The 23,710-nt window shown below is 62.6% G+C and carries 32 protein-coding genes; 30 read left to right on the top strand and 2 right to left on the bottom strand.

Annotated features, from left to right (window positions below):
- Positions 1 to 7 precede the first annotated feature (7 nt).
- From rpsS to dsbD, 25 genes are all read left to right on the top strand, one after another.
- Entirely contained in the window at positions 8 to 283 is a 276-nt protein-coding gene (rpsS, locus tag U1H99_RS26665) for a 30S ribosomal protein S19 (protein WP_036240336.1), read from the top strand.
- Positions 280 to 612 (top strand): 50S ribosomal protein L22, encoded by a 333-nt coding sequence (gene rplV, locus U1H99_RS26660; RefSeq protein WP_170976705.1) that lies wholly within the window; start codon positions 280 to 282, stop codon positions 610 to 612. The genes rpsS and rplV overlap by 4 nt, the downstream gene beginning before the upstream one ends.
- A 10-nt stretch (positions 613 to 622) precedes the next feature.
- Complete coding sequence (rpsC, locus tag U1H99_RS26655) at positions 623 to 1,420, top strand: 30S ribosomal protein S3 (RefSeq protein ID WP_141835697.1); 798 nt, start codon at positions 623 to 625, stop codon at positions 1,418 to 1,420.
- 2 nt (positions 1,421 to 1,422) lie between these two features.
- Positions 1,423 to 1,842, top strand: a complete 420-nt coding sequence (gene rplP, locus U1H99_RS26650) for a 50S ribosomal protein L16 (protein WP_005663456.1) — start codon at positions 1,423 to 1,425, stop codon at positions 1,840 to 1,842.
- A gap of 12 nt (positions 1,843 to 1,854) precedes the next feature.
- The gene (gene rpmC, locus U1H99_RS26645) at positions 1,855 to 2,046 is read left to right on the top strand and encodes a 50S ribosomal protein L29 (RefSeq protein WP_323144670.1); all 192 of its coding nucleotides are present in this window, start codon (positions 1,855 to 1,857) and stop codon (positions 2,044 to 2,046) included.
- Entirely contained in the window at positions 2,043 to 2,315 is a 273-nt protein-coding gene (gene rpsQ, locus U1H99_RS26640; protein ID WP_141835692.1) for a 30S ribosomal protein S17, read from the top strand. Before rpmC ends, rpsQ begins: the two co-directional genes overlap by 4 nt.
- 233 nt (positions 2,316 to 2,548) lie before the next feature.
- Positions 2,549 to 2,917, top strand: a complete 369-nt coding sequence (rplN, locus tag U1H99_RS26635) for a 50S ribosomal protein L14 (RefSeq protein WP_036172202.1) — start codon at positions 2,549 to 2,551, stop codon at positions 2,915 to 2,917.
- A gap of 10 nt (positions 2,918 to 2,927) precedes the next feature.
- Entirely contained in the window at positions 2,928 to 3,242 is a 315-nt protein-coding gene (rplX, locus tag U1H99_RS26630) for a 50S ribosomal protein L24 (RefSeq protein WP_141835689.1), read from the top strand.
- A 6-nt stretch (positions 3,243 to 3,248) separates the two neighbouring features.
- Positions 3,249 to 3,788 (top strand): 50S ribosomal protein L5, encoded by a 540-nt coding sequence (gene rplE / locus U1H99_RS26625; RefSeq protein WP_141835685.1) that lies wholly within the window; start codon positions 3,249 to 3,251, stop codon positions 3,786 to 3,788.
- A 4-nt stretch (positions 3,789 to 3,792) separates the two neighbouring features.
- Entirely contained in the window at positions 3,793 to 4,098 is a 306-nt protein-coding gene (gene rpsN / locus U1H99_RS26620; protein WP_141835681.1) for a 30S ribosomal protein S14, read from the top strand.
- A gap of 14 nt (positions 4,099 to 4,112) precedes the next feature.
- Positions 4,113 to 4,508 carry a 30S ribosomal protein S8 gene (rpsH, locus tag U1H99_RS26615; RefSeq protein WP_141835678.1) on the top strand — a complete coding sequence of 132 codons (396 nt, stop codon included), beginning with the start codon at positions 4,113 to 4,115 and terminating at the stop codon, positions 4,506 to 4,508.
- A 10-nt stretch (positions 4,509 to 4,518) separates the two neighbouring features.
- Positions 4,519 to 5,052 (top strand): 50S ribosomal protein L6, encoded by a 534-nt coding sequence (gene rplF / locus U1H99_RS26610; protein ID WP_141835675.1) that lies wholly within the window; start codon positions 4,519 to 4,521, stop codon positions 5,050 to 5,052.
- Between the two features lie 11 nt (positions 5,053 to 5,063).
- Positions 5,064 to 5,426 (top strand): 50S ribosomal protein L18, encoded by a 363-nt coding sequence (rplR, locus tag U1H99_RS26605; protein WP_141835673.1) that lies wholly within the window; start codon positions 5,064 to 5,066, stop codon positions 5,424 to 5,426.
- A 12-nt stretch (positions 5,427 to 5,438) separates the two neighbouring features.
- Entirely contained in the window at positions 5,439 to 5,957 is a 519-nt protein-coding gene (gene rpsE, locus U1H99_RS26600) for a 30S ribosomal protein S5 (RefSeq protein WP_047826112.1), read from the top strand.
- An 11-nt stretch (positions 5,958 to 5,968) separates the two neighbouring features.
- Positions 5,969 to 6,148, top strand: a complete 180-nt coding sequence (gene rpmD, locus U1H99_RS26595) for a 50S ribosomal protein L30 (RefSeq protein ID WP_141835670.1) — start codon at positions 5,969 to 5,971, stop codon at positions 6,146 to 6,148.
- 28 nt (positions 6,149 to 6,176) lie between these two features.
- Positions 6,177 to 6,608, top strand: a complete 432-nt coding sequence (rplO, locus tag U1H99_RS26590) for a 50S ribosomal protein L15 (RefSeq protein WP_141835667.1) — start codon at positions 6,177 to 6,179, stop codon at positions 6,606 to 6,608.
- Between the two features lie 28 nt (positions 6,609 to 6,636).
- The gene (secY, locus tag U1H99_RS26585; RefSeq protein ID WP_141835664.1) at positions 6,637 to 7,971 is read left to right on the top strand and encodes a preprotein translocase subunit SecY; all 1,335 of its coding nucleotides are present in this window, start codon (positions 6,637 to 6,639) and stop codon (positions 7,969 to 7,971) included.
- A gap of 30 nt (positions 7,972 to 8,001) precedes the next feature.
- On the top strand, positions 8,002 to 8,220 hold the full coding sequence (infA, locus tag U1H99_RS26580) for a translation initiation factor IF-1 (protein ID WP_005663428.1): 219 nt from the start codon (positions 8,002 to 8,004) through the stop codon (positions 8,218 to 8,220).
- 36 nt (positions 8,221 to 8,256) lie between these two features.
- Positions 8,257 to 8,370, top strand: coding sequence for a 50S ribosomal protein L36 (gene rpmJ / locus U1H99_RS26575; protein WP_005663407.1), 114 nt, complete (start codon positions 8,257 to 8,259; stop codon positions 8,368 to 8,370).
- Positions 8,371 to 8,385: 15 nt separating this feature from the next.
- Positions 8,386 to 8,751: a 30S ribosomal protein S13 gene (rpsM, locus tag U1H99_RS26570; RefSeq protein ID WP_141835661.1), complete on the top strand. Its 366-nt coding sequence runs from the start codon at positions 8,386 to 8,388 to the stop codon at positions 8,749 to 8,751.
- 14 nt (positions 8,752 to 8,765) lie between these two features.
- On the top strand, positions 8,766 to 9,170 hold the full coding sequence (gene rpsK / locus U1H99_RS26565; RefSeq protein WP_036172227.1) for a 30S ribosomal protein S11: 405 nt from the start codon (positions 8,766 to 8,768) through the stop codon (positions 9,168 to 9,170).
- 245 nt (positions 9,171 to 9,415) lie between these two features.
- A complete protein-coding gene (gene rpsD / locus U1H99_RS26560; RefSeq protein WP_141835658.1) occupies positions 9,416 to 10,039 on the top strand; it encodes a 30S ribosomal protein S4 in 624 nt (207 codons plus the stop codon).
- 261 nt (positions 10,040 to 10,300) lie between these two features.
- Positions 10,301 to 11,278: a DNA-directed RNA polymerase subunit alpha gene (locus U1H99_RS26555; RefSeq protein ID WP_141835655.1), complete on the top strand. Its 978-nt coding sequence runs from the start codon at positions 10,301 to 10,303 to the stop codon at positions 11,276 to 11,278.
- A 273-nt stretch (positions 11,279 to 11,551) separates the two neighbouring features.
- The gene (rplQ, locus tag U1H99_RS26550) at positions 11,552 to 11,947 is read left to right on the top strand and encodes a 50S ribosomal protein L17 (RefSeq protein WP_047826107.1); all 396 of its coding nucleotides are present in this window, start codon (positions 11,552 to 11,554) and stop codon (positions 11,945 to 11,947) included.
- Between the two features lie 114 nt (positions 11,948 to 12,061).
- Positions 12,062 to 13,933, top strand: coding sequence for a protein-disulfide reductase DsbD (gene dsbD, locus U1H99_RS26545; protein ID WP_323144669.1), 1,872 nt, complete (start codon positions 12,062 to 12,064; stop codon positions 13,931 to 13,933).
- A 111-nt stretch (positions 13,934 to 14,044) separates the two neighbouring features.
- On the opposite strand, the gene U1H99_RS26540 is transcribed toward dsbD, so the two are convergent.
- Positions 14,045 to 14,584 (bottom strand): Spy/CpxP family protein refolding chaperone, encoded by a 540-nt coding sequence (locus U1H99_RS26540; protein ID WP_323144668.1) that lies wholly within the window; start codon positions 14,582 to 14,584, stop codon positions 14,045 to 14,047.
- A 210-nt stretch (positions 14,585 to 14,794) separates the two neighbouring features.
- Between U1H99_RS26540 and U1H99_RS26535 the strand changes: the two genes are divergently transcribed.
- From U1H99_RS26535 to U1H99_RS26515, 5 genes are all read left to right on the top strand, one after another.
- On the top strand, positions 14,795 to 15,523 hold the full coding sequence (locus tag U1H99_RS26535; RefSeq protein ID WP_323144667.1) for a response regulator: 729 nt from the start codon (positions 14,795 to 14,797) through the stop codon (positions 15,521 to 15,523).
- Entirely contained in the window at positions 15,520 to 16,893 is a 1,374-nt protein-coding gene (locus U1H99_RS26530; RefSeq protein WP_323144666.1) for an ATP-binding protein, read from the top strand. Before U1H99_RS26535 ends, U1H99_RS26530 begins: the two co-directional genes overlap by 4 nt.
- Positions 16,894 to 16,992: 99 nt before the next feature.
- On the top strand, positions 16,993 to 18,228 hold the full coding sequence (locus U1H99_RS26525; RefSeq protein ID WP_323144665.1) for an efflux RND transporter periplasmic adaptor subunit: 1,236 nt from the start codon (positions 16,993 to 16,995) through the stop codon (positions 18,226 to 18,228).
- Between the two features lie 5 nt (positions 18,229 to 18,233).
- On the top strand, positions 18,234 to 21,356 hold the full coding sequence (locus tag U1H99_RS26520) for an efflux RND transporter permease subunit (protein WP_323144664.1): 3,123 nt from the start codon (positions 18,234 to 18,236) through the stop codon (positions 21,354 to 21,356).
- 335 nt (positions 21,357 to 21,691) lie between these two features.
- Positions 21,692 to 22,528, top strand: coding sequence for a hypothetical protein (locus tag U1H99_RS26515; RefSeq protein WP_323144663.1), 837 nt, complete (start codon positions 21,692 to 21,694; stop codon positions 22,526 to 22,528).
- A gap of 163 nt (positions 22,529 to 22,691) precedes the next feature.
- Here U1H99_RS26515 and hemB read toward each other — a convergent pair whose 3' ends face one another.
- Positions 22,692 to 23,705 carry a porphobilinogen synthase gene (gene hemB, locus U1H99_RS26510; RefSeq protein ID WP_323144662.1) on the bottom strand — a complete coding sequence of 338 codons (1,014 nt, stop codon included), beginning with the start codon at positions 23,703 to 23,705 and terminating at the stop codon, positions 22,692 to 22,694.
- Between the last annotated feature and the right edge of the window lie 5 nt (positions 23,706 to 23,710).

Here is a 23,710-nt window from a genome sequence, read left to right as displayed (position 1 = left end):
ATAAGACATGACTCGTTCATTGAAAAAAGGGCCGTTCATTGACGCCCACCTGGTGAAAAAAGTCGAAGCCGCGCAAGCGAACAAAGACAAGAAGCCAGTCAAAACCTGGTCGCGCCGCTCGACGATCACCCCGGACTTCATCGGTCTGACGATCGCTGTCCACAACGGCAAGGTGCACGTGCCGGTGTACGTCTCCGAGAACATGGTTGGTCACAAGCTGGGCGAATTCGCCCTGACCCGCACGTTCAAGGGCCACGCCGCTGACAAGAAGGCGAAGAAATAATGGAAACTAAAGCTATCCTCAAAGGCGTGCGCCTGTCGGAGCAGAAGGGCCGCCTGGTTGCGGACCTGATCCGCGGCAAGAAAGTCGACGCTGCGCTGAACATCCTGCAATTCAGCCCGAAAAAAGGCGCGACCATCATCAAGAAAGTGCTGGAGTCCGCAATCGCGAACGCCGAGCACAACGATGGTGCCGACATCGACGAACTGAAAGTGGTTCAGATCTATGTCGAAAAGGGCCCGATCCTGAAGCGCTTTACGGCTCGCGCCAAAGGCCGCGGTGATCGCATTTCGAAACAATCCTGTCACGTCTACGTGACTGTCGGTAACTAAGGGGCATACGATGGGTCAGAAAATCCACCCAACCGGCTTCCGCCTGGCGGTCACCCGTAACTGGGCATCGCGCTGGTACGCTGGCAACGGCAACTTCGCCGACATGCTGAAGGAAGACCTGGAAGCACGCGTCTTCCTGAAGAAGAAGCTGAAGAACGCCTCGGTCGGCCGCATCGTCATCGAGCGTCCTGCCAAGAACGCGCGCTTCACGATCTACTCGTCGCGTCCGGGCGTGGTCATCGGTAAAAAAGGCGAAGACATCGAAGTCCTGAAGTCGTCGCTGACCAAGATCATGGGCGTGCCGGTGCACGTCAATATCGAAGAGATCCGCAAGCCGGAAATCGACTCGCAGCTGATCGCCGATTCGATCTCGCAGCAGCTGGAAAAGCGCATCATGTTCCGCCGCGCCATGAAGCGCGCGATGCAGAACGCCATGCGCCTGGGCGCCGTCGGCATCAAGATCATGTCGTCGGGCCGCCTGAACGGCATCGAAATCGCACGTACCGAATGGTACCGCGAAGGCCGTGTGCCGCTGCACACCCTGCGCGCCGATATCGACTACGGCACCAGCGAAGCATCGACCACCTACGGCATCATCGGCGTCAAGGTGTGGGTCTACAAGGGCGACCGTTCGGCAACGGGCGAAGCTCCTGTGATCGACGTCCCGGCCGACGAGAAGAAGCCACGCGGCCCGCGCCGCGATGATGGCAAGCCGGGCGGCCGTCCGCGTCCAGGCGCCAAACCAGGTACCGCTCCAGCCGGTCGCCGCGCTGCTGCCAAGCCGGCAGCTGAGAAAGCAGGAGAATAAGCATGCTGCAGCCATCCCGCAGAAAGTATCGTAAAGAGCAGAAAGGCCGTAACACCGGCATTTCGCACACCCGCGGCACCGCAGTGTCGTTCGGTGAATTCGGTCTGAAGGCAGTTGCCCGCGGCCGTATCACCGCACGCCAGATCGAAGCTGCCCGTCGTGCCATGACCCGTCACATCAAGCGTGGCGGCCGTATCTGGATCCGTATCTTCCCGGACAAGCCGATCTCGAACAAGCCGGCCGAAGTCCGTATGGGTAACGGTAAGGGTAACCCGGAGTACTACGTCGCTGAAATCCAGCCGGGCAAAGTCCTGTACGAGATGGACGGCGTCGCTGAAGAACTGGCGCGCGAAGCATTCCGCCTGGCTGCCGCCAAACTGCCGCTGGCCACGACCTTCGTCGTGCGTCAAGTCGGCCAATAACAGGAGTTAAGAATGAAAGCAACAGAACTCCGCGGCAAGGACCAGGAAGCTCTGAAGAAAGAGCTGAGCGAACTGCTGAAGGCCCAGTTCGGTCTGCGTATGCAAGTCGCGACCCAGCAACTGACCAACACCGCGCAGCTCAAGAAGGTGCGCCGCGATATCGCGCGTGTGAAGACCGTGATGAACCAGAAGGAAGCCAAATGAACGACACCACTAAAACGGCGCTGAAGCGTACGCTGGTCGGCAAAGTCGTGTCCGACAAAATGGACAAGACGGTGACCGTGCTGATCGAACGTCACGTCAAGCACCCGCTGTACGGCAAGATCATCGTGCGCTCGAACAAGTACCACGCGCACGACGAGACCAACCAGGCCAAGATCGGTGACACGGTCGAGATCGCGGAAGGTCGTCCGATCTCGAAGACCAAAGCTTGGACGCTGACGCGTGTTGTGCAAGTCGCACAAGTACTGTAAGCACTAAAATTTGTCTTGCGACGCCCGCTGGTATCTGAGATACTAGCGGGCTTCGTTCATGTGTCGCCGCAGTTGGTCTCCGCGATTGCTGCGGCCTGCAAATGAAGTACATTGGAAAGTCCAATCACCCAAACGTATTGCTCCAGCAGGGGCGGTGCGGCGGGACCAAGACTGACCGCAGGCCCACGGTTTCCGTGGGGATTACTACGGCTTAAGTTGGGAAAGAAAATATCATGATTCAAACCGAAAGCCGGCTCGAAGTGGCCGACAATACCGGTGCAAAAGAAGTTCTGTGCATCAAGGTATTGGGCGGCTCCAAGCGCCGTTACGCCAGCATTGGCGACGTGATCAAGGTCACCGTGAAGCAAGCCGCTCCGCGCGGCCGCGTCAAGAAAGGTGAAATCTACAATGCCGTGGTTGTGCGTACCGCCAAGGGTGTGCGCCGCCAAGACGGTTCCCTGGTGAAGTTCGACGGCAATGCCGCCGTTCTGCTGAACGCCAAGCTGGAGCCGATCGGCACCCGTATCTTCGGACCGGTAACGCGCGAACTGCGTACCGAAAAGTTCATGAAGATCGTGTCCCTGGCACCTGAAGTTCTGTAAGGGAGTCGTAATGTCTAAGATTCGTAAAAACGACGAAGTCATCGTTCTGGCCGGTAAAGACAAAGGCAAGCGCGGCGTCGTCCAGCAACGCGTTGATGCTGAACACGTTATCGTCGAAGGCGTGAATGTGGCCAAGAAGGCCGTCAAGCCGAACCCGATGACTGGTGTCACTGGTGGTATCGTCGACAAGACCATGCCGATTCACGTGTCGAACGTCGCGCTGTTCAATGCAGCGACCGGCAAGGCAGATCGCGTTGGCTACAAAGATGTGGATGGCAAAAAAGTCCGCGTCTTCAAGTCGAACGGCGAAGTAGTGAAAGGGTAATAAGAAATGGCCCGTCTCCAACAACTGTATAAAGACAAAGTCGTCGCCGAGCTGACCGAGAAATTCGGTTACAAATCGGTGATGGAAGTTCCGCGCCTGACCAAGATCACCCTGAACATGGGTCTGTCGGAAGCAGTCGCCGACAAGAAGATCATCGAGCACGCTACCGGCGACCTGACCAAGATCGCCGGCCAGAAGCCGGTCGTGACCAAGGCTCGCAAGGCAATCGCAGGTTTCAAGATCCGCGAAGGCTACCCGATCGGCACGATGGTGACCCTGCGCGGCAACCGTATGTACGAATTCCTGGACCGTTTCATCACCGTGGCTCTGCCGCGCGTGCGTGACTTCCGCGGTGTCAGCGGCAAATCGTTCGACGGTCGCGGCAACTACAACATCGGCGTCAAAGAGCAGATCATCTTCCCGGAAATCGATTACGACAAGATCGATGCGCTGCGTGGCATGAACATCTCGATCACCACCACCGCCAAGACCGACGAAGAAGCCAAAGCGCTGCTCGCCGCCTTCAAATTCCCGTTCAGGAACTAAGAGCATGGCAAAACTTGCACTGATTAACCGCGAACAGAAGCGTGCAGACCTGGTGGAGAAATTCGCCGCAAAGCGTGCCGCTCTGAAAGCAATCATCGACGACCAGTCGAAGACCGAAGAAGAGCGTTACGAAGCCCGCCTGAAACTGCAGGCCCTGCCGCGTAACTCGGCCCCGACCCGTCAGCGCAACCGTTGCGCAATGACCGGCCGTCCGCGTGGCACTTTCCGTAAATTCGGTCTGGCCCGTACCAAGATCCGCGAATTCGCCATGAAAGGCGAAATCCCGGGTATGACCAAAGCTAGCTGGTAATAGGAGAACAAGCAATGAGTATGAGCGATCCTATCGCCGATATGCTGACCCGCATTCGTAACGCACAGGGCGTGCAAAAGACCAACGTGTCGATGCCGTCGTCGAAAGTGAAAGTTGCGATCGCCAACGTCCTGAAGGACGAGGGTTACATCGAAGATTTCGCCGTGTCCACCGAAGGTGGCAAGTCGGAACTGCAAATCGGTTTGAAGTATTACACCGGCCGTCCGGTCATCGAGCGCATCGAGCGCGTCTCCCGTCCTGGCCTGCGCATCTACAAGGGCAAGGATGAAATCCCTCAGGTCATGAACGGCCTGGGCGTGGCAATCATCTCGACCCCGCAGGGCGTGATGACCGACCGCAAAGCACGCGCAACCGGTGTCGGTGGCGAAGTGATTTGCTACGTGGCTTAAGGAGTAGACGATGTCTCGAGTAGCTAAGATGCCAATCGCCGTCCCGGCCGGTACCGATGTCGCGATCAACGCGTCGTCGATCACCGTCAAGGGCCCGCTGGGCACCCTGACCCAGCCGCTGAACGGCCTGGTCAAAGTAGAAAACAACAACGGCACGCTGTCGTTCGACGTCATCGACGATTCCCGCGAATCGAACGCGATGTCGGGCACCCTGCGTGCTCTGGTCAACAACATGGTGACCGGCGTGACCAAGGGCTTCGAGCGCAAGCTGAACCTGGTCGGCGTGGGCTACAAGGCAGCAGTGCAGGGCAACGCCCTGAACCTGTCGCTGGGCTTCTCGCACCCGGTTCTGCACGCGATGCCGGAAGGCGTCACCGCAACCACCCCGACCCCGACCGAGATCCTGATCAAGGGTATCGATCGTCAAAAGGTCGGCCAGGTCGCCGCGGAAGTGCGCGCTTACCGCTCGCCTGAGCCTTACAAAGGCAAGGGTGTCCGTTATTCGGACGAAGTGGTGAAGCTTAAAGAAACCAAGAAGAAATAATCGGAGCTGACATGGACAAGAAACAATCGCGTCTGCGTCGCGGACGCCAAACCCGCATCAAGATCGCCCAGCTGGGCGTGAATCGCCTGTCGATTCACCGCACCAACCTGCACATCTATGCGAACCTGATCAGCCCGGATGCGAAGGTCCTGGTTTCGGCTTCGACGCTGGAAGCAGACGTGCGCGCCGAACTGGCTGGCAAGACCGGCGCAGGCGGCAACGCTGCCGCCGCTGCCCTGGTTGGCAAGCGCGTCGCAGAAAAAGCACTGCAAGCAGGGATCACCGAGGTCGCTTTCGACCGTTCGGGTTTCCGTTACCACGGCCGTGTCAAAGCGCTGGCAGAAGCTGCCCGCGAAGCCGGTCTGAAGTTCTAAGGAAGAATCGTCATGGCAAAAATGCAAGCGAAAATGGCAAGCGACAAGCCGGATGATGGCATGCGCGAAAAAATGATCGCGATCAACCGCGTGACCAAAGTGGTCAAGGGTGGTCGTATCATGGGTTTTGCAGCGCTGACCGTTGTCGGTGACGGCGATGGCCGCATCGGCATGGGCAAAGGCAAGTCGAAGGAAGTTCCGGTCGGCGTGCAAAAAGCGATGGAAGAAGCCCGCCGCAACCTGATCAAGGTGCCCCTCAAGAACGGTACCCTGCAGCACACCGTTACCGGCCGCCACGGCGCCTCGCGCGTCCTGATGGCCCCGGCCAAGCCGGGTACCGGCGTGATCGCCGGTGGCGCAATGCGCGCTATCTTCGAAGTGATGGGCGTGACCGACGTGGTCGCCAAGTCGACCGGTTCGTCGAACCCGTACAACCTGGTTCGCGCTACCCTCGACGGTCTGGCGAAAATGAGCACCCCGGCTGACATCGCTGCCAAGCGCGGCAAGTCGGTCGAAGAGATCCTGGGTTAAGGGGAATTACCATGGCAAACACCATCAAAGTCAAGCTGGTCAAAGGCCTGATCGGTACCCGTCAGGATCACCGCGCCACCGTGCGTGGTCTGGGTCTGCGTCGCGTCAACTCGGTTTCCGAGCTGCAAGACACCCCGTCGGTCCGCGGTATGATCAACAAGGTCAACTACCTCGTCAAAGTTGTCGACTAAGCCGCGGCTTGGTCAACGGAGAAAATCTATGCAACTCAATACCATTCAACCTGCAGACGGCGCCAAGCATGCGAAGCGCCGCGTCGGTCGCGGTATCGGCTCCGGCCTGGGCAAGACTGCCGGCCGTGGTCACAAAGGTCAGAAGTCGCGTTCGGGCGGTTTCCACAAGGTCGGTTTCGAAGGCGGTCAGATGCCGCTGCAGCGCCGCCTGCCGAAGCGTGGCTTCAAGTCGCTGAACGCTACGTTCAAGGCTGAAGTCCGCCTGTCGGACCTGAACGCCCTGGCCGTCGGCGATGTCGACATCCTGGTGCTCAAGCAAGCCGGCGTGCTGCCGGTGGTCGCTCGCGACGTGCGTGTCATCCTGTCCGGCGAGATCACCAAAGCGGTGAACCTCAAGGGTATCAAGGCGACCGCTGGCGCGAAAGCCGCGATCGAAGCAGCTGGCGGTTCGGTCGCCTAAAGCGGCCGCTGCCTGATCGGAGCAAAAATTGGCGACTAATTCACAACTTGGTAAAAGTGCAGCATCCGGTTTCCCCTGGGGCCGGCTGTGGTTCTTGCTTGGCGCGTTGGTCGTGTACCGTATCGGTGCTCATATCCCGGTCCCCGGGATTGACCCGGTCGCCATGGCCCAGCTGTTCAAGCAGAACGAGGGCGGCATCCTGGGCATGTTCAACATGTTCTCGGGTGGCGCACTGTCCCGCTTTGCCGTGTTCGCTCTTGGCATCACGCCTTACATTTCGGCTTCGATCATCATGCAGCTGGTGTCGATCGTCTCGCCGCAGATGGAGGCACTGAAGAAAGAAGGCGAGGCCGGTCGCCGCAAGATCACCCAGTACACCCGTTACTTCACGGTGCTGCTGGCTCTGTTCCAGGCGTTCGGCATCGCGGTCGCCCTCGAGGCCCAGCAGGGCCTCGTGATCGACCCGGGCATCGCTTTCCGCTTCGTGACCGTCGTGACGCTGCTGACCGGCACCATGTTCCTCATGTGGCTGGGCGAGCAGATCACCGAACGTGGTCTTGGCAACGGTATCTCGATCATCATTTTTGCCGGTATCGCAGCCGGTCTGCCGAACGCACTGGGTAGCCTGTTCACCCTGGTGTCGAACGGTTCGATCAGCAGCTTCGCCGCAATCTTCATCGTGATTCTGGTGGCCCTCGTGACCTACGCGGTCGTGTTCGTAGAACGCGGCCAGCGCAAGATCCTGGTGAATTACGCGAAACGCCAGGTCGGTAACAAGATCTACGGTGGCCAAACCAGCCACCTGCCGCTGAAGTTGAACATGGCCGGCGTCATTCCGCCCATCTTCGCTTCGTCGATCATCCTGTTCCCGGCCACGATCGTCGACTGGTTCACCCGTGGCAAGGACACTTCGAATCCGTTCATCGGCTTCCTGAAGGACCTGGCCGCGTCGCTGACAGCCGGCGAACCGATCCATGCGTTGCTGTATGCGGTGGCGATCGTGTTCTTCTGCTTCTTCTATACGGCGCTGGTATTCAACAGCAAGGAAACGGCGGACAACTTGAAGAAGAGCGGCGCATTCGTTCCGGGCATCCGTCCGGGCGAGCAGACTGCGCGCTACATCGACAAGATCCTGATGCGCCTGACCCTGGCCGGTGCGGTCTATATCACGGCAGTGTGCCTGCTGCCGGAGTTCATGCAGAGCCAGTGGAAAGTACCTTTCTACTTCGGCGGTACTTCGCTCCTGATCATCGTGGTCGTCACGATGGATTTCATGGCGCAAGTGCAGAACTACGTCATGTCGCAGCAATATGAATCGCTGCTGCGCAAGGCTAATTTCAAGGGCGGCATCCCGTCGCGTTAAGCGGCGAGCGCCCAGGAGTGTATAGACCGAATGGCAAAAGACGACGTCATCCAAATGCAAGGGGAGATTCTCGAGAATCTCCCGAACGCGACGTTTCGCGTGAAGCTGGAAAACGGGCACGTGGTATTGGGACACATCTCGGGTAAAATGCGGATGAATTACATCCGCATTCTCCCAGGCGACAAGGTGACGGTGGAGTTGACGCCGTACGACCTGTCCCGGGCCCGCATCGTGTTCCGCACCAAGTAAAACATTTAAGTATCTGAATCTGGAAGAGAGTGCAAAATGAAAGTTAATGCTTCAGTCAAGCGGATCTGCCGCAACTGCAAGATCATCAAGCGCAAGGGCGTGGTCCGTGTGATCTGCGTCGAGCCGCGTCACAAGCAGCGTCAAGGTTAATACGAGGAATATCGAATGGCACGTATTGCAGGGGTCAACGTCCCCAATCATCAGCACACCGTGATCGGCCTGACGGCAATCTACGGTATCGGTCGCACCCGCTCGCAAAAGATCTGCGAAACCACTGGTGTTGCAACCAACAAGAAGGTCAAGGACCTGGACGACAACGAACTGGAAAAGCTGCGTGACGCAGTCGGCAAGTTCACCGTCGAAGGCGATCTGCGCCGTGAGCTGTCCATGAACATCAAGCGTTTGATGGACCTGGGCTGCTACCGTGGCATGCGTCACCGCAAGGGCCTGCCGGTCCGCGGTCAGCGTACCCGTACCAATGCACGTACCCGCAAGGGCCCGCGCAAGGCCGCTCAATCGCTGAAGAAATAATCTAGGAACCGACCATGGCTAAGCAACAAAGCTCGGCGGCTGCAGCCCGCATCCGCAAGAAAGTCAAAAAGAACGTCGCCGAAGGCATCGCACACGTCCACGCATCGTTCAACAACACCATCATCACGATCACCGATCGCCAGGGCAATGCCCTGTCGTGGGCAACTTCCGGCGGCGCCGGCTTCAAGGGCTCGCGTAAGTCGACCCCGTTTGCGGCGCAGGTCGCAGCTGAAGCTGCTGGCAAGGTCGCTCAGGAATACGGCGTGAAGAACCTGGAAGTGCGCATCAAGGGCCCGGGCCCTGGCCGTGAATCGGCTGTGCGCGCGCTGAACAACCTGGGCATCAAGATCACCGAGATCCAGGACGTGACGCCGGTACCGCACAACGGTTGCCGTCCGCCGAAACGTCGTCGTATCTAATCGATGGGCGGGCTCGCCCGCCTGTTGTGTGGATACCACGCGCTTTGACCGCACCATTGTGGTCAATGATCGCCGGTGCAGTTAACCCGTAATTGGGTTATACTGCCCGGCTATTGTCGCCTCCGATCGTCACGATTGGGGGCTTTTTGTAAGCCACGTCCGGTCTCATGCAGAATCGGACTAGCGCCTGTTGCGGGATTCCATCCGCATCCGGGGCGTGATCATTCAAATAAAGGAAGTACAACGTGGCACGTTATATCGGACCAAAAGCAAAACTGGCTCGCCGTGAAGGCACCGACCTGTTCCTGAAGAGCGCACGCCGCTCGCTCGATTCGAAGTGCAAGCTGGACGTCAAGCCGGGTCAACACGGCGTGAAGTCGGGCGCCCGTACCTCGGACTACGGCAACCAGCTGCGCGAAAAGCAGAAGGTCAAGCGCATCTACGGCGTGCTGGAGCGTCAGTTCCGCCGCTACTTCGCCGAAGCGTCGCGCCGCAAGGGCAACACCGGCGAAACCCTGCTGAAGCTGCTGGAAGCGCGTCTCGACAACGTCGCTTACCGCATGGGCTTCGGCTCGACCCGCGCCGAAGCGCGCCAGCTGGTGAGCCACAAGGCCTTCACCGTCAATGGCCAGGTCGTGAACATCGCTTCGTACCAGGTCAAGGCCGGTGACGTCGTCGCCGTGCGCGAAAAGGCCAAGAAGCAGACCCGTATCCTGGAAGCCCTGTCGCTGGCCGAACAAGTCGGCATGCCGAGCTGGGTCTCGGTCGACGCCAAGAAGATGGAAGGCACCTTCCGTTCGTTCCCGGAGCGTAACGAGATCGCTGCTGACGTCAACGAAGCGCTGATCGTCGAACTGTACTCGCGTTGATGCGGTAAACGACGATAAGGGACGGCCCGGCCGTACCTTATCGTCTTCCCCGCGAAGGCGGGGATCCAAGTTTGGCTGCGCAGTGTTAGCGCGAAAACTTGGGGGAGTTGATGCCATTGGCATCCACTCCGCCTTCGCGGGAACGACGGTTTATCCGTCCACACCGAATTCGTTTCACCGCCTGCTCAAAGAAGCAGGCGTTTTCACTGATGCCATCAGCCTTATCGGTGTAACGAGCCGAGGGTATTGAAGAGGACACCCATGCAAAATAGTTTGTTGAAGCCACGTATCATCGACGTCGAAGCTCTCGGCGCCGGCCACGCGAAAGTCGTGATGGAGCCGTTCGAACGTGGTTATGGTCACACGCTGGGTAACGCGCTGCGCCGCGTCCTGCTGTCGTCGATGATCGGCTACGCGCCGACCGAAGTGACGATCGCCGGCGTCGTGCACGAGTACTCGTCGCTGGACGGCGTGCAGGAAGACGTGGTCGATCTGCTGCTGAACCTGAAGGGCGTCGTGTTCAAGGTGCACAATCGTGACTCCGTGACGCTGACCCTCAAAAAGGACGGCGAAGGCCCGGTCCTGGCTTCCGACATCGATCTGCCGCATGACGTGGAACTGATCAATCCGGAGCACGTGATCGCCCACCTGACCGCCGGCGGCAAGCTGGACATGCAGATCAAGGTCGAAAAAGGCCGCGGCTACGTGCCGGGTAACGTCCGTCGCCTGTCGGAAGACACCAACAAGACCATTGGCCGCATCATCCTGGATGCATCGTTCTCGCCGGTGCGCCGCGTGTCCTACGCCGTGGAATCGGCCCGTGTCGAACAGCGTACTGACCTGGACAAGCTGATCATCAACATCGAGACCAACGGCGTCATCACCCCGGAAGAGGCGATCCGCCAGTCGGCCCGCGTGCTGGTCGACCAGCTGAACGTGTTCGCCGCCCTGGAAGGCACCGAAGCCGCCGCGGAAGCGCCGTCGCGCGCACCGCTGGTCGATCCGATCCTGCTGCGTCCGGTGGACGACCTGGAACTGACCGTCCGTTCGGCAAACTGCCTGAAGGCCGAGAACATCTACTACATCGGCGACCTGATCCAGCGTTCGGAAAACGAGCTGCTGAAGACGCCGAACCTGGGCCGCAAGTCGCTGAACGAGATCAAGGAAGTCCTGGCTTCCCGCGGTCTGACCCTCGGCATGAAGCTCGAGAACTGGCCGCCGGCAGGCCTCGAGAAGTAATACGTGAGGGGTTCCCGATAAACCTACTGCGCGGGCACATTTTGAGTCTGCGATGCTCCGCCACGGCGGACCGGCCGTACCGGATGTACGGCTGCGCTTCTTGACTCAAACTGAGCCCTGCTCGCTACGGTTTCTCGGGACCCCGATACGCTAGCTGTTTTTTGTAGTACCGCCAAAACATGTTGTTTCGGCGTTAGCCATTAACCGGCCCGCGCGGCGTAATGCGTTGCGATCGAAGAGCTGGACTTAAACTCAATCTTTAAAGGAATTACCATGCGTCACCGTCACGGCCTCCGTAAACTGAATCGTACTTCGTCCCACCGTCTGGCAATGCTGCGCAACATGACCGTTTCGCTGCTGCGTCACGAAGCGATCAAGACCACCGTTCCGAAAGCCAAGGAACTGCGTAAAGTCGTCGAGCCGATCATCACCCTGGGCAAAAAAGACACCCTGGCCAACAAGCGCCTGGCCTTCGCCCGTCTGCGCGACCGCGAAATCGTCCAGAAGCTGTTCGCTGACATCGGCCCGCGCTTCGCGAACCGTAACGGCGGCTACACCCGTATCCTGAAGATGGGCTTCCGCGTTGGCGACAATGCACCGATGGCCTACGTCGAACTGACCGACCGTCCGGAAGTCGGCGTCGACGAAAACGCACCGACCGCCGAGTAATCGACCGGTAGCATCAGAGGAACCAGGCCGCGTGCCTGGTTTTTTTTCGCCTCCATGCGTCGCATGCGCGAGCGGTGTACCATTTCCGCTGCGCAGAATCCTGATAAGCCATCCATGTCCCGATTTATATTCGCCTTGCTGTTGTCCTGGGCTGCACTGCTGGCCGCGCCCGCCCGTGCCGACGACGATTTCCTGCCGCCCGAACAGGCTTTCCAGTTCTCTGCGCGCATGCTCGACGCCCACACTGTCGTCGTGAACTACGCGATCGCCGACGGCTACTACATGTACCGCGAGCGCTTCAAGTTCACGGCCACCGGTGCCCAGCTGGGCGCGCCCCAGGTCCCGGCGGGCAAGATCAAGTTCGACGAGACCTTCAACAAGAACGTCGAGACCTATCACAAGGGTGTCGAGATCCGCATCCCGGTCGAGGGCAACGGGCCGTTCACGCTGAATGCCACCGGCCAGGGCTGCGCCGACAAGGGCCTGTGCTATCCGCCGCAGGATGCATCGATCCAGCTGGTGGCTGGCGGCGGGGCGGCTGCTGCGCAACCCGGCCTGCCGGTCGGGCAGGGCAGCGGTCTCGGCAACGCGCCGCAGTTCTCGCTGCCGGGCCAGGCCGCGCCGCAGGTCGACATTCCGGCCGGCCAGCCGCCGGCTGCTGCGGCTGGCGCGGCGACCGGGGCTTCGGCACCGTCAGCGGTAGCGGCGACGCCTGCAGCCCCGTCCGAGCTGTCCGGCATCGCCAGCCTGCTGCAGGGCGGCCGCCTGCTCGCCATCGTGCCGGCCTTCGTGCTGCTCGGCCTGGGCCTGGCCTTCACCCCCTGCGTGCTGCCGATGGTGCCGATCCTGTCGTCGATCATCGTCGGCGAGGGTAAGCAGGTCAAAAAAGCGCGCGGCTTCATCCTGTCGGTCGCCTATTCGCTCGGCATGGCCATCGTCTACACCGCGCTCGGCGTGGCCGCCGGCCTGGTCGGCGAGGGCTTGTCGGCGGCGCTGCAGAATCCCTGGGTGCTGTCCGCCTTCGCGTTGCTGATCGTGGTGATGGCCCTGTCGATGTTCAATGTCTACCAGCTGCAGGTACCTGCCAGCCTGCAGTCGCGCCTGGCCAGCGCCTCCGGCCGCCAGTCCGGCGGCAAGCTGGCCGGCGTGTTCGTCATGGGCGCGATCTCGGCCCTGATCGTCGGTCCCTGCGTGGCCGCGCCGCTGGCCGGCGCACTGGTGTACATCAGCCAGACCCGCGACGTCCTGATCGGCGGCGCAGCGCTGTTCGCGATGGCGGCCGGGATGAGCATTCCGCTGCTGCTGGTCGGCGTGTCGGCCGGTTCGCTGCTGCCGCGCGCCGGCATGTGGATGGAATCGGTGAAGCGCTTCTTCGGCGTGCTGATGCTGGCGATGGCCCTGTGGATGGTGACGCCGGTGCTGCCGGCGTTGGCGCAGATGGTGCTGTGGGCCGCGCTGCTGCTCGGCTACGGCTTTTATCTTTTGAAGGGCAAGGGGCACTGGGCCGCGATGGCCCTGGGCACCGCATGTGCCGTGCTGGGCGCGACCCAGCTGGTCGGCATCGCCAGTGGCGGGCGCGATCCGCTGGCGCCGCTGGCCCACCTCACGCGCGGCGCGGTGCCGCTGCAGCCGCTTGCCTTCACCCGCATCAAGACCGTCGAGCAGCTCGATGCCGCGCTGGCCCAGACCGGTGGCAAAACCGCGATGCTGGACTTCTATGCGGACTGGTGCGTGTCGTGCAAGGAGATGGAAAAGCTGACCTTCGTCGATCCTGCCGTGAAAGCGCGCCTGGCCAATACCTTGCTGCTGCAGGTCGACGTCACCGCCAACGATGCCGCCGACCGTGCGCTGCTCAAGCGCTTCGGGCTGTTCGGGCCGCCGGGGATCATCCTGTTCGACCGCCAGGGCCGCGAAATCGCGGACAGCCGTGTGATCGGCTACCAGGACACCAACAAGTTCCTCGGTTCGCTCGGCAAACTTCAGTAACAACTGCAAACGCAGGGAACGACAACTACAGCAACGAAAAAAAGGGAGGCCGCGGCCTCCCTTTCTTCCATTTATGTTTCGTTCACGATGCCGCCATGCCGGCGCAACCGGTCAACCGCGTGCGCTATCGGCGGCAGCGTCGCCGCGATGCTGCCAGCCGCCGCGGCCGCCATGCTTGCCGCCATGGCCCTGCAGGCGCGCCGCCTTGTCGTCGAAGGTCTTCTTCTGTTCCGGCGTCAGCACGGCATAGAAGCTGTTCACGGCGCCCAGGCGCTGCTCCATCATGGCGGTGCGCTGCTTCTGGCGTTCGATGTGCTGCGCCAGGCGCTGCGGGGCGCTGAGGCCGGCCTGTGCAGCGCGGTCCGGACGTGCCCCACGCGCCTGCGGTTTCATCGAGGCGACGAAGGCGTTCCAGGCGTTTTCCTGCGCCGGCGTGATCTTCAGCTCGTCGTGCAGTTGCGCCACGCGCTTGGCCTGGAACTCGGCCCGCTTGGCCTTGAACGCGGCACGTTGTTCCTGGCTGACGGCGTGGCCATAGCGGCCCTGGTTGGCGCCGTCGGGGGCCTGGGTCTGGGCATGGGCCCCCAGGGCGGCCGTACCCATCGACAGTACAGCCAGTGCGCTCAGGAGGTTTTTGCGAAAGGTAGTCATTTTGTTTGTCCCTAGTAGGTGAGGGCGGCGATCGGGCCGCCGCGGCCCGCCGCGAAAAGGCTCGCGGCATGGACCTATCATCGGTGGCAGATGTAAGCCGGGCGTGTCCGCTGTCCCACTCTTTGTATCAATTTGTTTCGCCTATGCATCCATATACACGCCGATACAAAGTGGCTGTTCAGGGGTGCACGAAGTCAGGATAATGACGCCATGGATACGCAATCTACCATTCTGATCGTCGACGATGACCGCGATATCCGGTCGCTGCTGGCCGACTACCTGGAAGCGAACGGCTACCGCGCGCTCGCTGCCGGCGACGGCAACGCCATGTGGAAAATGCTCGACGAGTCGCGCCCCGACCTGATCGTGCTCGACCTCAACCTGCCGGGCGACGACGGCCTGACGCTGTGCCGCAAGCTGCGCGCGCACTCGACCCTGCCGGTGATCATGCTCACCGCGCGCAACGAACCGCTCGACCGCATCCTCGGCCTCGAGATGGGCGCCGACGACTACCTGCCGAAGCCCTTCGAGCCGCGCGAACTGCTGGCGCGCATCCGCAGCGTGCTGCGCCGCAGTCACGCGATGCCGCCGAACTCGCAGACGGAAAACGTGCAGCAGATGAAATTCTCGGGCTGGACCCTGGACCTGACCGCGCGCCACCTGGTCAATCCGCAGGGCGTGGTGATCATGCTGTCGGGCGCCGAATTCCGCCTGCTGCGCGTGTTCCTGGAGCACCCGAACCGCGTGCTCAACCGCGACCAGCTGCTGAACCTGACCCAGGGCCGCGACGCCGATCCGTTCGACCGCTCGATCGACATCCAGATCAGCCGCCTGCGCCAGAAGCTGGGCGAGGACGCGCGCATGCCGCAGATTATCAAGACCGTGCGCAACGGCGGCTACGTGCTGGCCGGCCAGGTGAGCGTGGAGCCCGCTGCGTGAGAGCCTTCCTCGGCTCGATGACGGGCCGCGTATTCGGCACGCTGTTGCTGGGGATCCTGATTACCGCGGCGCTGACCCAGCTGCTGGCGGACGCCGAGCGCCAGCGCGTGATCGACGAGTACCGCGAACTGCACTGGCTCGACCGCGCCGAACAGCTGATCATGGCCACCGAGATCGTGCCGCAATCGGCGCGCACCGCCTATCTCGAAGTCGCCAACCGGCCCGGGGTCGAGCTGACCGAAATCATCGGCGGCGCGCCGCCGCCGACGCTGGCGCCGTCCCAGACCGAATTCACGCATGCGCTGGCCGCCCGGCTGGGCCCCGCCTACCAGTTGCGCTCGGTGGCCGCGCGTCCCAGCGCCTGCGATACCGCGCTCGACCAGCCGGTGGTATTCGGCCTGCTGCGCATGAAGTGGCACGGCACCTGCGAAAGCGTGGCCGTGCGCCTGCGCGACCGCAGCGAACTGCTGCTGTCGGTGCTGCCGCCGCGCTACGCCACCTCGCCGGAACGCACCGACTACACCTGGACCATCGCGCTGTTCCTGGCCAGCATCGGTGCCCTGGCCTATGTCGTGGCGGGCATGACCACCCGTCCGCTGAAGCAGCTGGCCCAGGCCGCGAAAGACCTCGGCAACGACATCAACCACCCGCCGCTGGACCTGACCGGCGCCGACGAGATCCGCCAGGCCAGCGCCGCCTTCAACGCGATGCAGGCGCGCATCCGCCAGTACATCTTCCAGCGCACCCAGATGCTGGCCGCGATCACCCACGACCTGCAGACGCCCCTGACCAGGATGCGCCTGCGCCTGGAAAAGGTCTCGGAGCCGGAGTTGCAGGAACGCCTGATCGGCGACCTGTCGGCCATGCAGGCGATGGTCAAGGAAGGCCTCGACCTGGCGCGCAGCATGGACACCAGCGAGACCATGCAGATGCTCGACCTCGACTCGCTGCTCGATTCCGTGTGTGCCGACGCCGTCGACGCCAGCCAGCGCGTGGACCTGGTCGGCCATGCCGGCATGGCGCTGCTGGGCCGTCCGCTCGACCTGCGCCGCTGCCTGGTCAACCTGATCGACAACGCCGTCAAATACGGCCACGCGGCCAAGGTGACGGTCGACCGCATCAACGGCGCCGCGCGCATCCGCGTGCGCGACGCCGGCCCCGGCATTCCCGCCACCGAACTGGGACGGGTGTTCGACCCGTTCTACCGCGTCGAGACCTCGCGTTCGCGCGAGTCGGGCGGCACCGGCCTGGGCCTGACGATCGCACGCAACATCGCCGAGCAGCACGGCGGCAGCATCCGCCTGGTCAACCACCCCGAAGGTGGCTTGGAAGCGACACTGATGCTGCCCGAGTACTACCCTGGCAAATGATGACACCCCGCTGTCATGCCAGCGTGCGACAATCGCTGGCTTTGAGCCGCTGAATACCTATAAAAACGAAGCCGCCGGCAAGGTGGCACAGGGAGTGGAATGAAGAACAAGAATCTCGGCGTCATCGCCGCCGTGGTCGTCGCCGCCGGCGCCGGCCTGTGGTACGTCAACCATGGCGACGCCGCCCATGCCGAAGGCGCGGGCAATGCAGGCGGGCCGGGCGCGCATGGTGAAAAAGGCGGCGGGGCACAGCCGCCGGCCGTGGTCAACGTGGTAGCGCCGCAACGCCAGGACGTGCCGGTGCTGCAGGTCGCCAACGGCACCGTCACCCCGATCCGCACCGTCGACCTGCATCCGCAGACCACCGCCACCATCCGCACGGTCCACATCAGGGAAGGCCAGTTCGTGAAGCAGGGCGAGCTGATGTTCTCGCTGGACGACCGCGCCGACCGCGCCAACCAGGACAAGGCGCAAGCCCAGGTCGAGCGCGACCGCGCCTCGCTGGCCGATCTCGAACGCCAATACAAACGCAGCCAGGACCTGCTGGCGCAGAAGTTCTTCTCGCAGAGCGCGGTCGACACCCTGCGTGCCCAAGTGGATCAGGCGCGCGCCACGCTGCAGGCCGACATCGCGGCCGCGCGCGCGGCCGGCGTCAGCACCAGCTACACCGCGATCCGCGCGCCGATGTCGGGCCGCGTCGGCGGCATCGGCGTCTATCCGGGCAGCCTGGTGCAGCCGACGACCTCGCTGACCACGGTCACCCAGCTGGATCCGATCAACGTCGCCTTCACCCTGCCGGAATCGAGCCTGCCGGCGCTGCTGGCGGCGCAGAAGCGCGGCAAGGTCGAGGTGCAGGCCCTGCCTGGCGCCGGCCTGGCCCCAGTGAGCGGCGTGCTGAGCTTCGTCGACAACACGGTCGACCCGACCGCCGGCACCATCAAGGTCAAGGCCGAATTCGACAACCGCGAGACCACCCTGTGGCCGGGCCAGTACGTCAACACCAAGGTCACGGTGCAGACCATCAAGGATGCCGTGGTGGTGCCGCAGAGCGCCATCATCACCAGCGCCCAGGGCACCTTCGTGTACGTGCTGGACAAGGACCGCTCGGCCAGGCAGGTGCCGGTGGAGCGCATCTACGGCTTCGGCGTGGACGCCGCCGTCAGCGGCTTGAGCGGCAGCGAGACCATCATCACCGAGGGCAAGCAGAACGTGCGCCCGGGCGGCAAGGTGCGCCTCGCGTCCGAGCTGGACAAGGGCGGCGCCAATGGCAAGAGCGGCAAGGACGGCAAGGATGGACACACGCTGACCGCCGAAGCCGGCGCACATAAAGGCTGAACGCGATGAATTTGTCCGAACTGTGCATCCGCCGGCCGATCATGGTGGTGCTGCTGTCGATCAGCCTGATCCTGGTCGGCATCCTGGCCTATTCGCATATCCCGGTCGCCGCGCTGCCCAGCTATAACACGCCGGTCATCAACGTCAACGCCAACCTGTCCGGCGCCAGCCCGGAGACCATGGCGTCGTCGGTGGCGCTGCCGCTCGAAAAGCAGTTCTCGACCATCCCCGGCATCAACCTGATCACCTCGACCAGCACCCAGGGCAATACCTCGCTGACGCTGGAATTCGACACCACGATCGACATCAACGCGGCCGCGGTCGACGTCCAGGCCGCGCTGCTGGCGGCCCAGCGCCAGCTGCCGCAGGAAATGACCGACCTGCCGTCCTACCGCAAGGTGAATCCGGCCGACGCCCCGGTGCTGTTCATGACCATGAGCTCGCCGTCGATGAACCTGTCGGAATTGAACGACTACGCCGAGAACCTGGTGTCGCCGGCGATTTCGACGCTGCCGGGCGTGGCCCAGGTGCAGGTCAACGGCGGCAAGAAATTCGCCGTGCGCGTGCGCGCCAAGACCGACCTGATGAACGCGCGCAACCTGACGATGGACGAGCTGGCGACGGCGCTGCGCTCGGCCAACTCGAATTCGGCGCTCGGCATCCTCGACGGTCCGCAGCAGACGCTGACCATCCAGGGCCCGCCGCAGATGATGAAGGCGGCCGACTTCCGCGAACTGATCGTCGCCACCCGCGACGGCCAGCCGGTGCGCCTGAAGGACGTGGCCGAGGTCGAGGACAGCTACCAGTCCACCAAGGCCTACGGCGCCTACAACGGCGAGCGCGCCATCGTGCTGCTGGTGCAGCGCCAGCCGGACGCCAACACCGTCGCCGTGGTCGACCACGTGCGCCACCTGCTGCCGCGCTTCGAATCGCAGCTCCCCAGCTCGATCAAGATCAACCTGGTCAACGACCGCTCGGTCTCGATCCGCGAAGCGCTGCACGACGTGAATTTCACGCTGGCGCTGACCGTCGGCCTGGTGGTGATGGTGATCTTCCTGTTCCTGCACCGCGCCTCGGCCACCTTCATCCCGGCCGTCACGATGCCGATTTCGCTGCTCGGCGCCTTGTCGCTGCTGTACTGGCTCGGCTACAGCCTGGACAACATCTCGCTGCTCGGCATCACGCTGGCCGTGGGCCTGGTGGTCGACGACGCCATCGTGGTGCTGGAAAACATCGTGCGCCACATCGAGATGGGCAAGAAGCCGATGCGCGCCGCGCTCGAAGGCTCGCGCGAGATGGGGTTCACCATCATCTCGATCTCGATCTCGCTGATCGCCGTGTTCATCCCGATCTTCTTCATGCCGGGCGTGATCGGCCTGCTGTTCCACGAATTCGCGGTGATCGTCGGCCTGGCGATCCTGGTGTCGGCGGTGGTGTCGCTGACGCTGGTGCCGATGCTGGCGTCGCGCCTGCTCCCCGCACATGGCCATGATCATGCCGAAGAGAAAAGCTTCATCGGCCGCCACTTCGAAGCCGGCTTCACCGCGGTGCGCAACGGCTACGAAAAGACGCTCGACATCGCCTTGAAGTACCGCTTCATCGTGCTGATGATCGCGCTCGGCACCTTCGCGCTGACGGCCGTGATGTACACCACGATTCCGAAAGGTTTCTTCCCTGAGGAAGACATCGGCCAGCTGCGCGTGAGCACCGAAGCGGCGGAAGACATCTCGTCGTCGGCCATGATGGCCTTGCAGGCGCGGGTGGCGGCCACGATCCAGGCCGATCCGGCGGTGCAGGACGTGACCGCGTTCTCCGGCGGCGGCAACGGCGGGCGCATGTTCGTGGTGCTCAAGGCGCGCGAGCAGCGCGACAAGATGCCGCAAGTGCTGGAGCGCCTGCGCAAGTCCACGCGACAAGTTGCCGGCATCAACGTCTACATGGCGCCGGTGCAGAACCTGCAACTGGGCGGCCGCCAGAGCAAGAGCCGCTACCAGTACACGCTGCAGAGCGTGTCGGGCGCGGACATCGGCAGCTGGTCGAACGCGTTCATGGAGCGCATGCGCAACAACCCGCTGTTCCGCGACGTCACCAGCGACACCCAGGAAAAGGGCTTGCAGGCCACGCTCGACATCGACCGCGACAAGGCCAACTCGCTCGGCGTGTCGCTGGGCGACGTGCGCACCGCGCTGTACGCCGCCTTCGGCGAGCGCCAGGTCTCGACCATCTATTCGAGCGCGGCCAGCTATTACGTGATCCTGGAAACCGCCAACGAAGACCGCCAGTTCGAGGATGCGCTGTCGCGCCTGTCGGTGCGCAGCAAGGATGGCCGCCTGGTGCAGTTGTCCAGCCTGGCGAAGGTCAAGCGCACGGTCGGTCCGATCGCGGTCAACCACCAGGGCCAGCTGCAGGCGATCACGCTGTCCTTCAACCTGGCGCCGGATGCGCCGCTGGGCGAAGCGACCGCGGCGATCGAGCAGATGGGACGCGACATGAAGCTGCCGGCCTCGATCATCACCAAATACGGCGGCGACGCCGCGGTGTTCCAGGATTCGCAGTCGAGCCAGTTGATTTTGATCATCGCGGCGGTGGGCGTGATCTACGTGCTGCTGGGCGTGCTGTACGAAAGCTTCATCCACCCGCTGACCATCCTGGCGGGCCTGCCGTCGGCGGCGGTGGGTGCGCTGCTGACGCTGCGCCTGTTCAACATGGACCTGACGATGATCGCCATGATCGGCATCCTGATGCTGATCGGTATCGTGAAAAAGAACGCGATCATGATGATCGACTTTGCCCTTGACGCCCAGCGCAACGCCGGCATGACCCCGGAGCAGGCGATCCGCGAGGCGTGCATCCTGCGCTTCCGTCCGATCATGATGACGACGCTGGCCGCGCTGATGGGCGCGCTGCCGATCGCCCTCGGCCTCGGTGCCGGTGCCGAACTGCGCCAGCCGCTGGGCCTGGCGGTGTGCGGCGGCCTGATCTTCTCGCAGGTGATCACGCTGTATATCACCCCGGTGATCTACCTGTATCTGGATCGCTACAGCGGCAACGGGCCGATGACGGACGCCGTGGTGGACGAAGCGGCGCACCATGTGGCGCCGACGATGGTGCTGAACAAGGCGGCCTGAGCCATGCGGGGCGCACCCTGCGCCCTTGCATTACATTCCCGCCATGTTGGGTTGCGCCGTCGCAGTCACCCTATAATGGGTATCTGGTGCATGGTTCAGGGACCGCGGGTCCCTGATACATGTTGTAACAACCATCAATTTCATCAGCTTGTAAGCTGTTGGCAAAGGTCCAACAAGCGTGCGCCGGGAAGTCAAACAGGTTAGACTGCCGCACTGGACTGCCCCTATTTGCCGTTTTCCCTAAAATTTCGACGATCTTGCGTGACCATTCCCACAGCCCATTGGACGACAGCGATGTCTGCGCACATTGCGGCCAACCCCTGCCCGGACGGAAGGTGATCGCTTACGGCGAGCAGGACGGCAACCGCCGCTACGGCCTGATCGTCGCCATCGCGGTGCACGTGCTGCTGGTCGCGATCTGGTATTTCCAGCCCAAGGTCAAGCCGCAGCATGCCGCCGCCAAGTCTGGCGAAGCCATCGTCTGGCTGCCGCCGCTGGCGCCCACCAAGCCGACCACCAAACCGAAGGCCGAGGCAGCGCCCAAGGCCGCCAAGCCGGCTGCCCCGACCCGGGCAACGCCGCCGCGCGTGACCCAGGTCAAGCGCTTGCCGAACACGATCACGCTGCCGAAGGAAAAGCCGGTCGAGGACACCCCGCCGCCACCGAAGGAAGTGGCCAAGGTCGAGCCGGAAGTCACCGACATGCAGGCCTACATCGACGCCAAGCGCAAGGCGCGCGGCGCACCGAGCCAGAGCGACTCGACCGAGGAAAGCCAGTCGGCCAAGGGCATGCGCAACGCGCTCGCCAACATCGGCGCCATCAACGGCCGCGGCGGCCAGGACCCGAACGAAACCGGCGGCGTGTTCAGCGTCAGCAACAAGACCTTCAACAGCGCCGACGTCAAGTTCCGCGGCTGGAACCCTAACTTCAAGCGCCGCTGGCTGACCGCCGTGACGGTCGAGCGCGGCGGCGATCCGGATATCGAGACCGCGATCGTCAAGAAGATGATCGAGCTGATCCGCAAGGAAAAGACCGGCGACTTCGAGTGGGATTCGCATCGCCTGAACCGGGTGGTGACCTTGTCGGCGCGGCCGCAGGATACGCAGGAATTGATGGATTTCCTGTTCAAGGAGATGTTCCCGGAGTACAAGCCGCCACGTCGGGGTGGGTAAAAGTCCACTTGGATCCCCGCCTGCGCGGGGATGACGGTTCTTCGGCCAACGACTTCTGCACGTCATTCCCGCGCAGGCGGGAATCCAAGTTTGCTGCATACCGATAACGCATAAAAAAACCGCGCCCCAAGCGCGGTTTTTTATTAGCTGAACAAAACCGGGATCAGGCCCCAGCCTTCAACCGCCGCGCCACATCCAGCGCAAAGTAGGTCAGCACCCCATCCGCCCCAGCCCGCTTGAACGACATCATGGTCTCCATGATGATCTTGTCCTTGTCCAGCCAGCCGTTCTGGAAAGCCGCCTGCAGCATCGCGTACTCGCCGCTGACCTGGTAGGCGAAGGTCGGCACCTTGAACTCGTCTTTGACGCGGCGTACCACGTCCAGGTAAGGCATGCCGGGCTTGACCATGACCATGTCGGCGCCTTCGGCGATGTCCAGCGCCACTTCGCGCAGGGCTTCGTCGGTGTTGGCCGGGTCCATCTGGTAGGTGTTCTTGTCGGCCTTGCCCAGGTTGGCGGCGGAGCCGACCGCGTCGCGGAACGGGCCGTAGTAGGCCGAGGCGTACTTGGCGGAATAAGCCATGATGCGGGTGTGGATCAGGTTCTGCTCTTCCAGCGCCACGCGGATTGCGCCGATGCGGCCGTCCATCATGTCCGACGGCGCCACGATGTCGACGCCGGCTTCGGCCTGGGCCATCGCCTGGCGGATCAGCATGTCGATCGTCTTTTCGTTGACGATGTAGCCGTTCTCGTCCGGCAAGCCGTCCTGGCCGTGGGTGGTGTAGGGGTCGAGCGCGACGTCGGTCATCAGGCCGAGCTGCGGGAATTCGCGCTTGAGCGCCTTGACGGCGCGCGGGATCAGGCCTTCCGGATTGGTGGCTTCGACACCGTCATAGGTCTTCAGCGCCGCGTCGATGACCGGGAACAGGGCCAGCACCGGGATGCCCAGGCTGACGGCTTCCTCGGCCACTTTCAGCAGCAAATCGACGGAGACGCGTTCCACGCCCGGCATCGAGGCCACTTGCTGGCGCTGGTTCTGGCCGTCGAGGATGAAGACCGGGTAGATCAGGTCGGACGCGGTGACGGTGTTTTCGCGCATCAGGGCGCGCGAGAAGGGGTCGCGGCGCATGCGGCGCATGCGGACAGCGGGGTAGGCGTTGGGGGTAATGATCGGCATGAGAT

Origin of the sequence: Massilia phyllosphaerae, assembly GCF_034659755.1 — a bacterium.
GTDB lineage: Bacteria > Pseudomonadota > Gammaproteobacteria > Burkholderiales > Burkholderiaceae_D > Telluria > Telluria phyllosphaerae.
This window is presented reverse-complemented; position numbering and strand designations above follow the sequence as displayed.

Coding starts and splice junctions, on each gene's coding strand:
- rpsN (WP_141835681.1), top strand. CDS start 3,793: ATGGCAAAACTTGCACTGATTAACCGCGAACAGAAGCGTGCAGACCTG.
- rpmC (WP_323144670.1), top strand. CDS start 1,855: ATGAAAGCAACAGAACTCCGCGGCAAGGACCAGGAAGCTCTGAAGAAA.
- U1H99_RS26520 (WP_323144664.1), top strand. CDS start 18,234: ATGAATTTGTCCGAACTGTGCATCCGCCGGCCGATCATGGTGGTGCTG.
- U1H99_RS26535 (WP_323144667.1), top strand. CDS start 14,795: ATGGATACGCAATCTACCATTCTGATCGTCGACGATGACCGCGATATC.
- rplR (WP_141835673.1), top strand. CDS start 5,064: ATGGACAAGAAACAATCGCGTCTGCGTCGCGGACGCCAAACCCGCATC.
- U1H99_RS26555 (WP_141835655.1), top strand. CDS start 10,301: ATGCAAAATAGTTTGTTGAAGCCACGTATCATCGACGTCGAAGCTCTC.
- rpsE (WP_047826112.1), top strand. CDS start 5,439: ATGGCAAAAATGCAAGCGAAAATGGCAAGCGACAAGCCGGATGATGGC.
- rplP (WP_005663456.1), top strand. CDS start 1,423: ATGCTGCAGCCATCCCGCAGAAAGTATCGTAAAGAGCAGAAAGGCCGT.
- rpmJ (WP_005663407.1), top strand. CDS start 8,257: ATGAAAGTTAATGCTTCAGTCAAGCGGATCTGCCGCAACTGCAAGATC.
- hemB (WP_323144662.1), bottom strand. CDS start 23,705: ATGCCGATCATTACCCCCAACGCCTACCCCGCTGTCCGCATGCGCCGC.
- rpsH (WP_141835678.1), top strand. CDS start 4,113: ATGAGTATGAGCGATCCTATCGCCGATATGCTGACCCGCATTCGTAAC.
- U1H99_RS26525 (WP_323144665.1), top strand. CDS start 16,993: ATGAAGAACAAGAATCTCGGCGTCATCGCCGCCGTGGTCGTCGCCGCC.
- rplN (WP_036172202.1), top strand. CDS start 2,549: ATGATTCAAACCGAAAGCCGGCTCGAAGTGGCCGACAATACCGGTGCA.
- rplX (WP_141835689.1), top strand. CDS start 2,928: ATGTCTAAGATTCGTAAAAACGACGAAGTCATCGTTCTGGCCGGTAAA.
- rpsC (WP_141835697.1), top strand. CDS start 623: ATGGGTCAGAAAATCCACCCAACCGGCTTCCGCCTGGCGGTCACCCGT.
- rplO (WP_141835667.1), top strand. CDS start 6,177: ATGCAACTCAATACCATTCAACCTGCAGACGGCGCCAAGCATGCGAAG.
- U1H99_RS26540 (WP_323144668.1), bottom strand. CDS start 14,584: ATGACTACCTTTCGCAAAAACCTCCTGAGCGCACTGGCTGTACTGTCG.
- rplE (WP_141835685.1), top strand. CDS start 3,249: ATGGCCCGTCTCCAACAACTGTATAAAGACAAAGTCGTCGCCGAGCTG.
- rpsS (WP_036240336.1), top strand. CDS start 8: ATGACTCGTTCATTGAAAAAAGGGCCGTTCATTGACGCCCACCTGGTG.
- rplF (WP_141835675.1), top strand. CDS start 4,519: ATGTCTCGAGTAGCTAAGATGCCAATCGCCGTCCCGGCCGGTACCGAT.
- rpsK (WP_036172227.1), top strand. CDS start 8,766: ATGGCTAAGCAACAAAGCTCGGCGGCTGCAGCCCGCATCCGCAAGAAA.
- infA (WP_005663428.1), top strand. CDS start 8,002: ATGGCAAAAGACGACGTCATCCAAATGCAAGGGGAGATTCTCGAGAAT.
- rplQ (WP_047826107.1), top strand. CDS start 11,552: ATGCGTCACCGTCACGGCCTCCGTAAACTGAATCGTACTTCGTCCCAC.
- dsbD (WP_323144669.1), top strand. CDS start 12,062: ATGTCCCGATTTATATTCGCCTTGCTGTTGTCCTGGGCTGCACTGCTG.
- rpmD (WP_141835670.1), top strand. CDS start 5,969: ATGGCAAACACCATCAAAGTCAAGCTGGTCAAAGGCCTGATCGGTACC.
- rpsQ (WP_141835692.1), top strand. CDS start 2,043: ATGAACGACACCACTAAAACGGCGCTGAAGCGTACGCTGGTCGGCAAA.
- rpsM (WP_141835661.1), top strand. CDS start 8,386: ATGGCACGTATTGCAGGGGTCAACGTCCCCAATCATCAGCACACCGTG.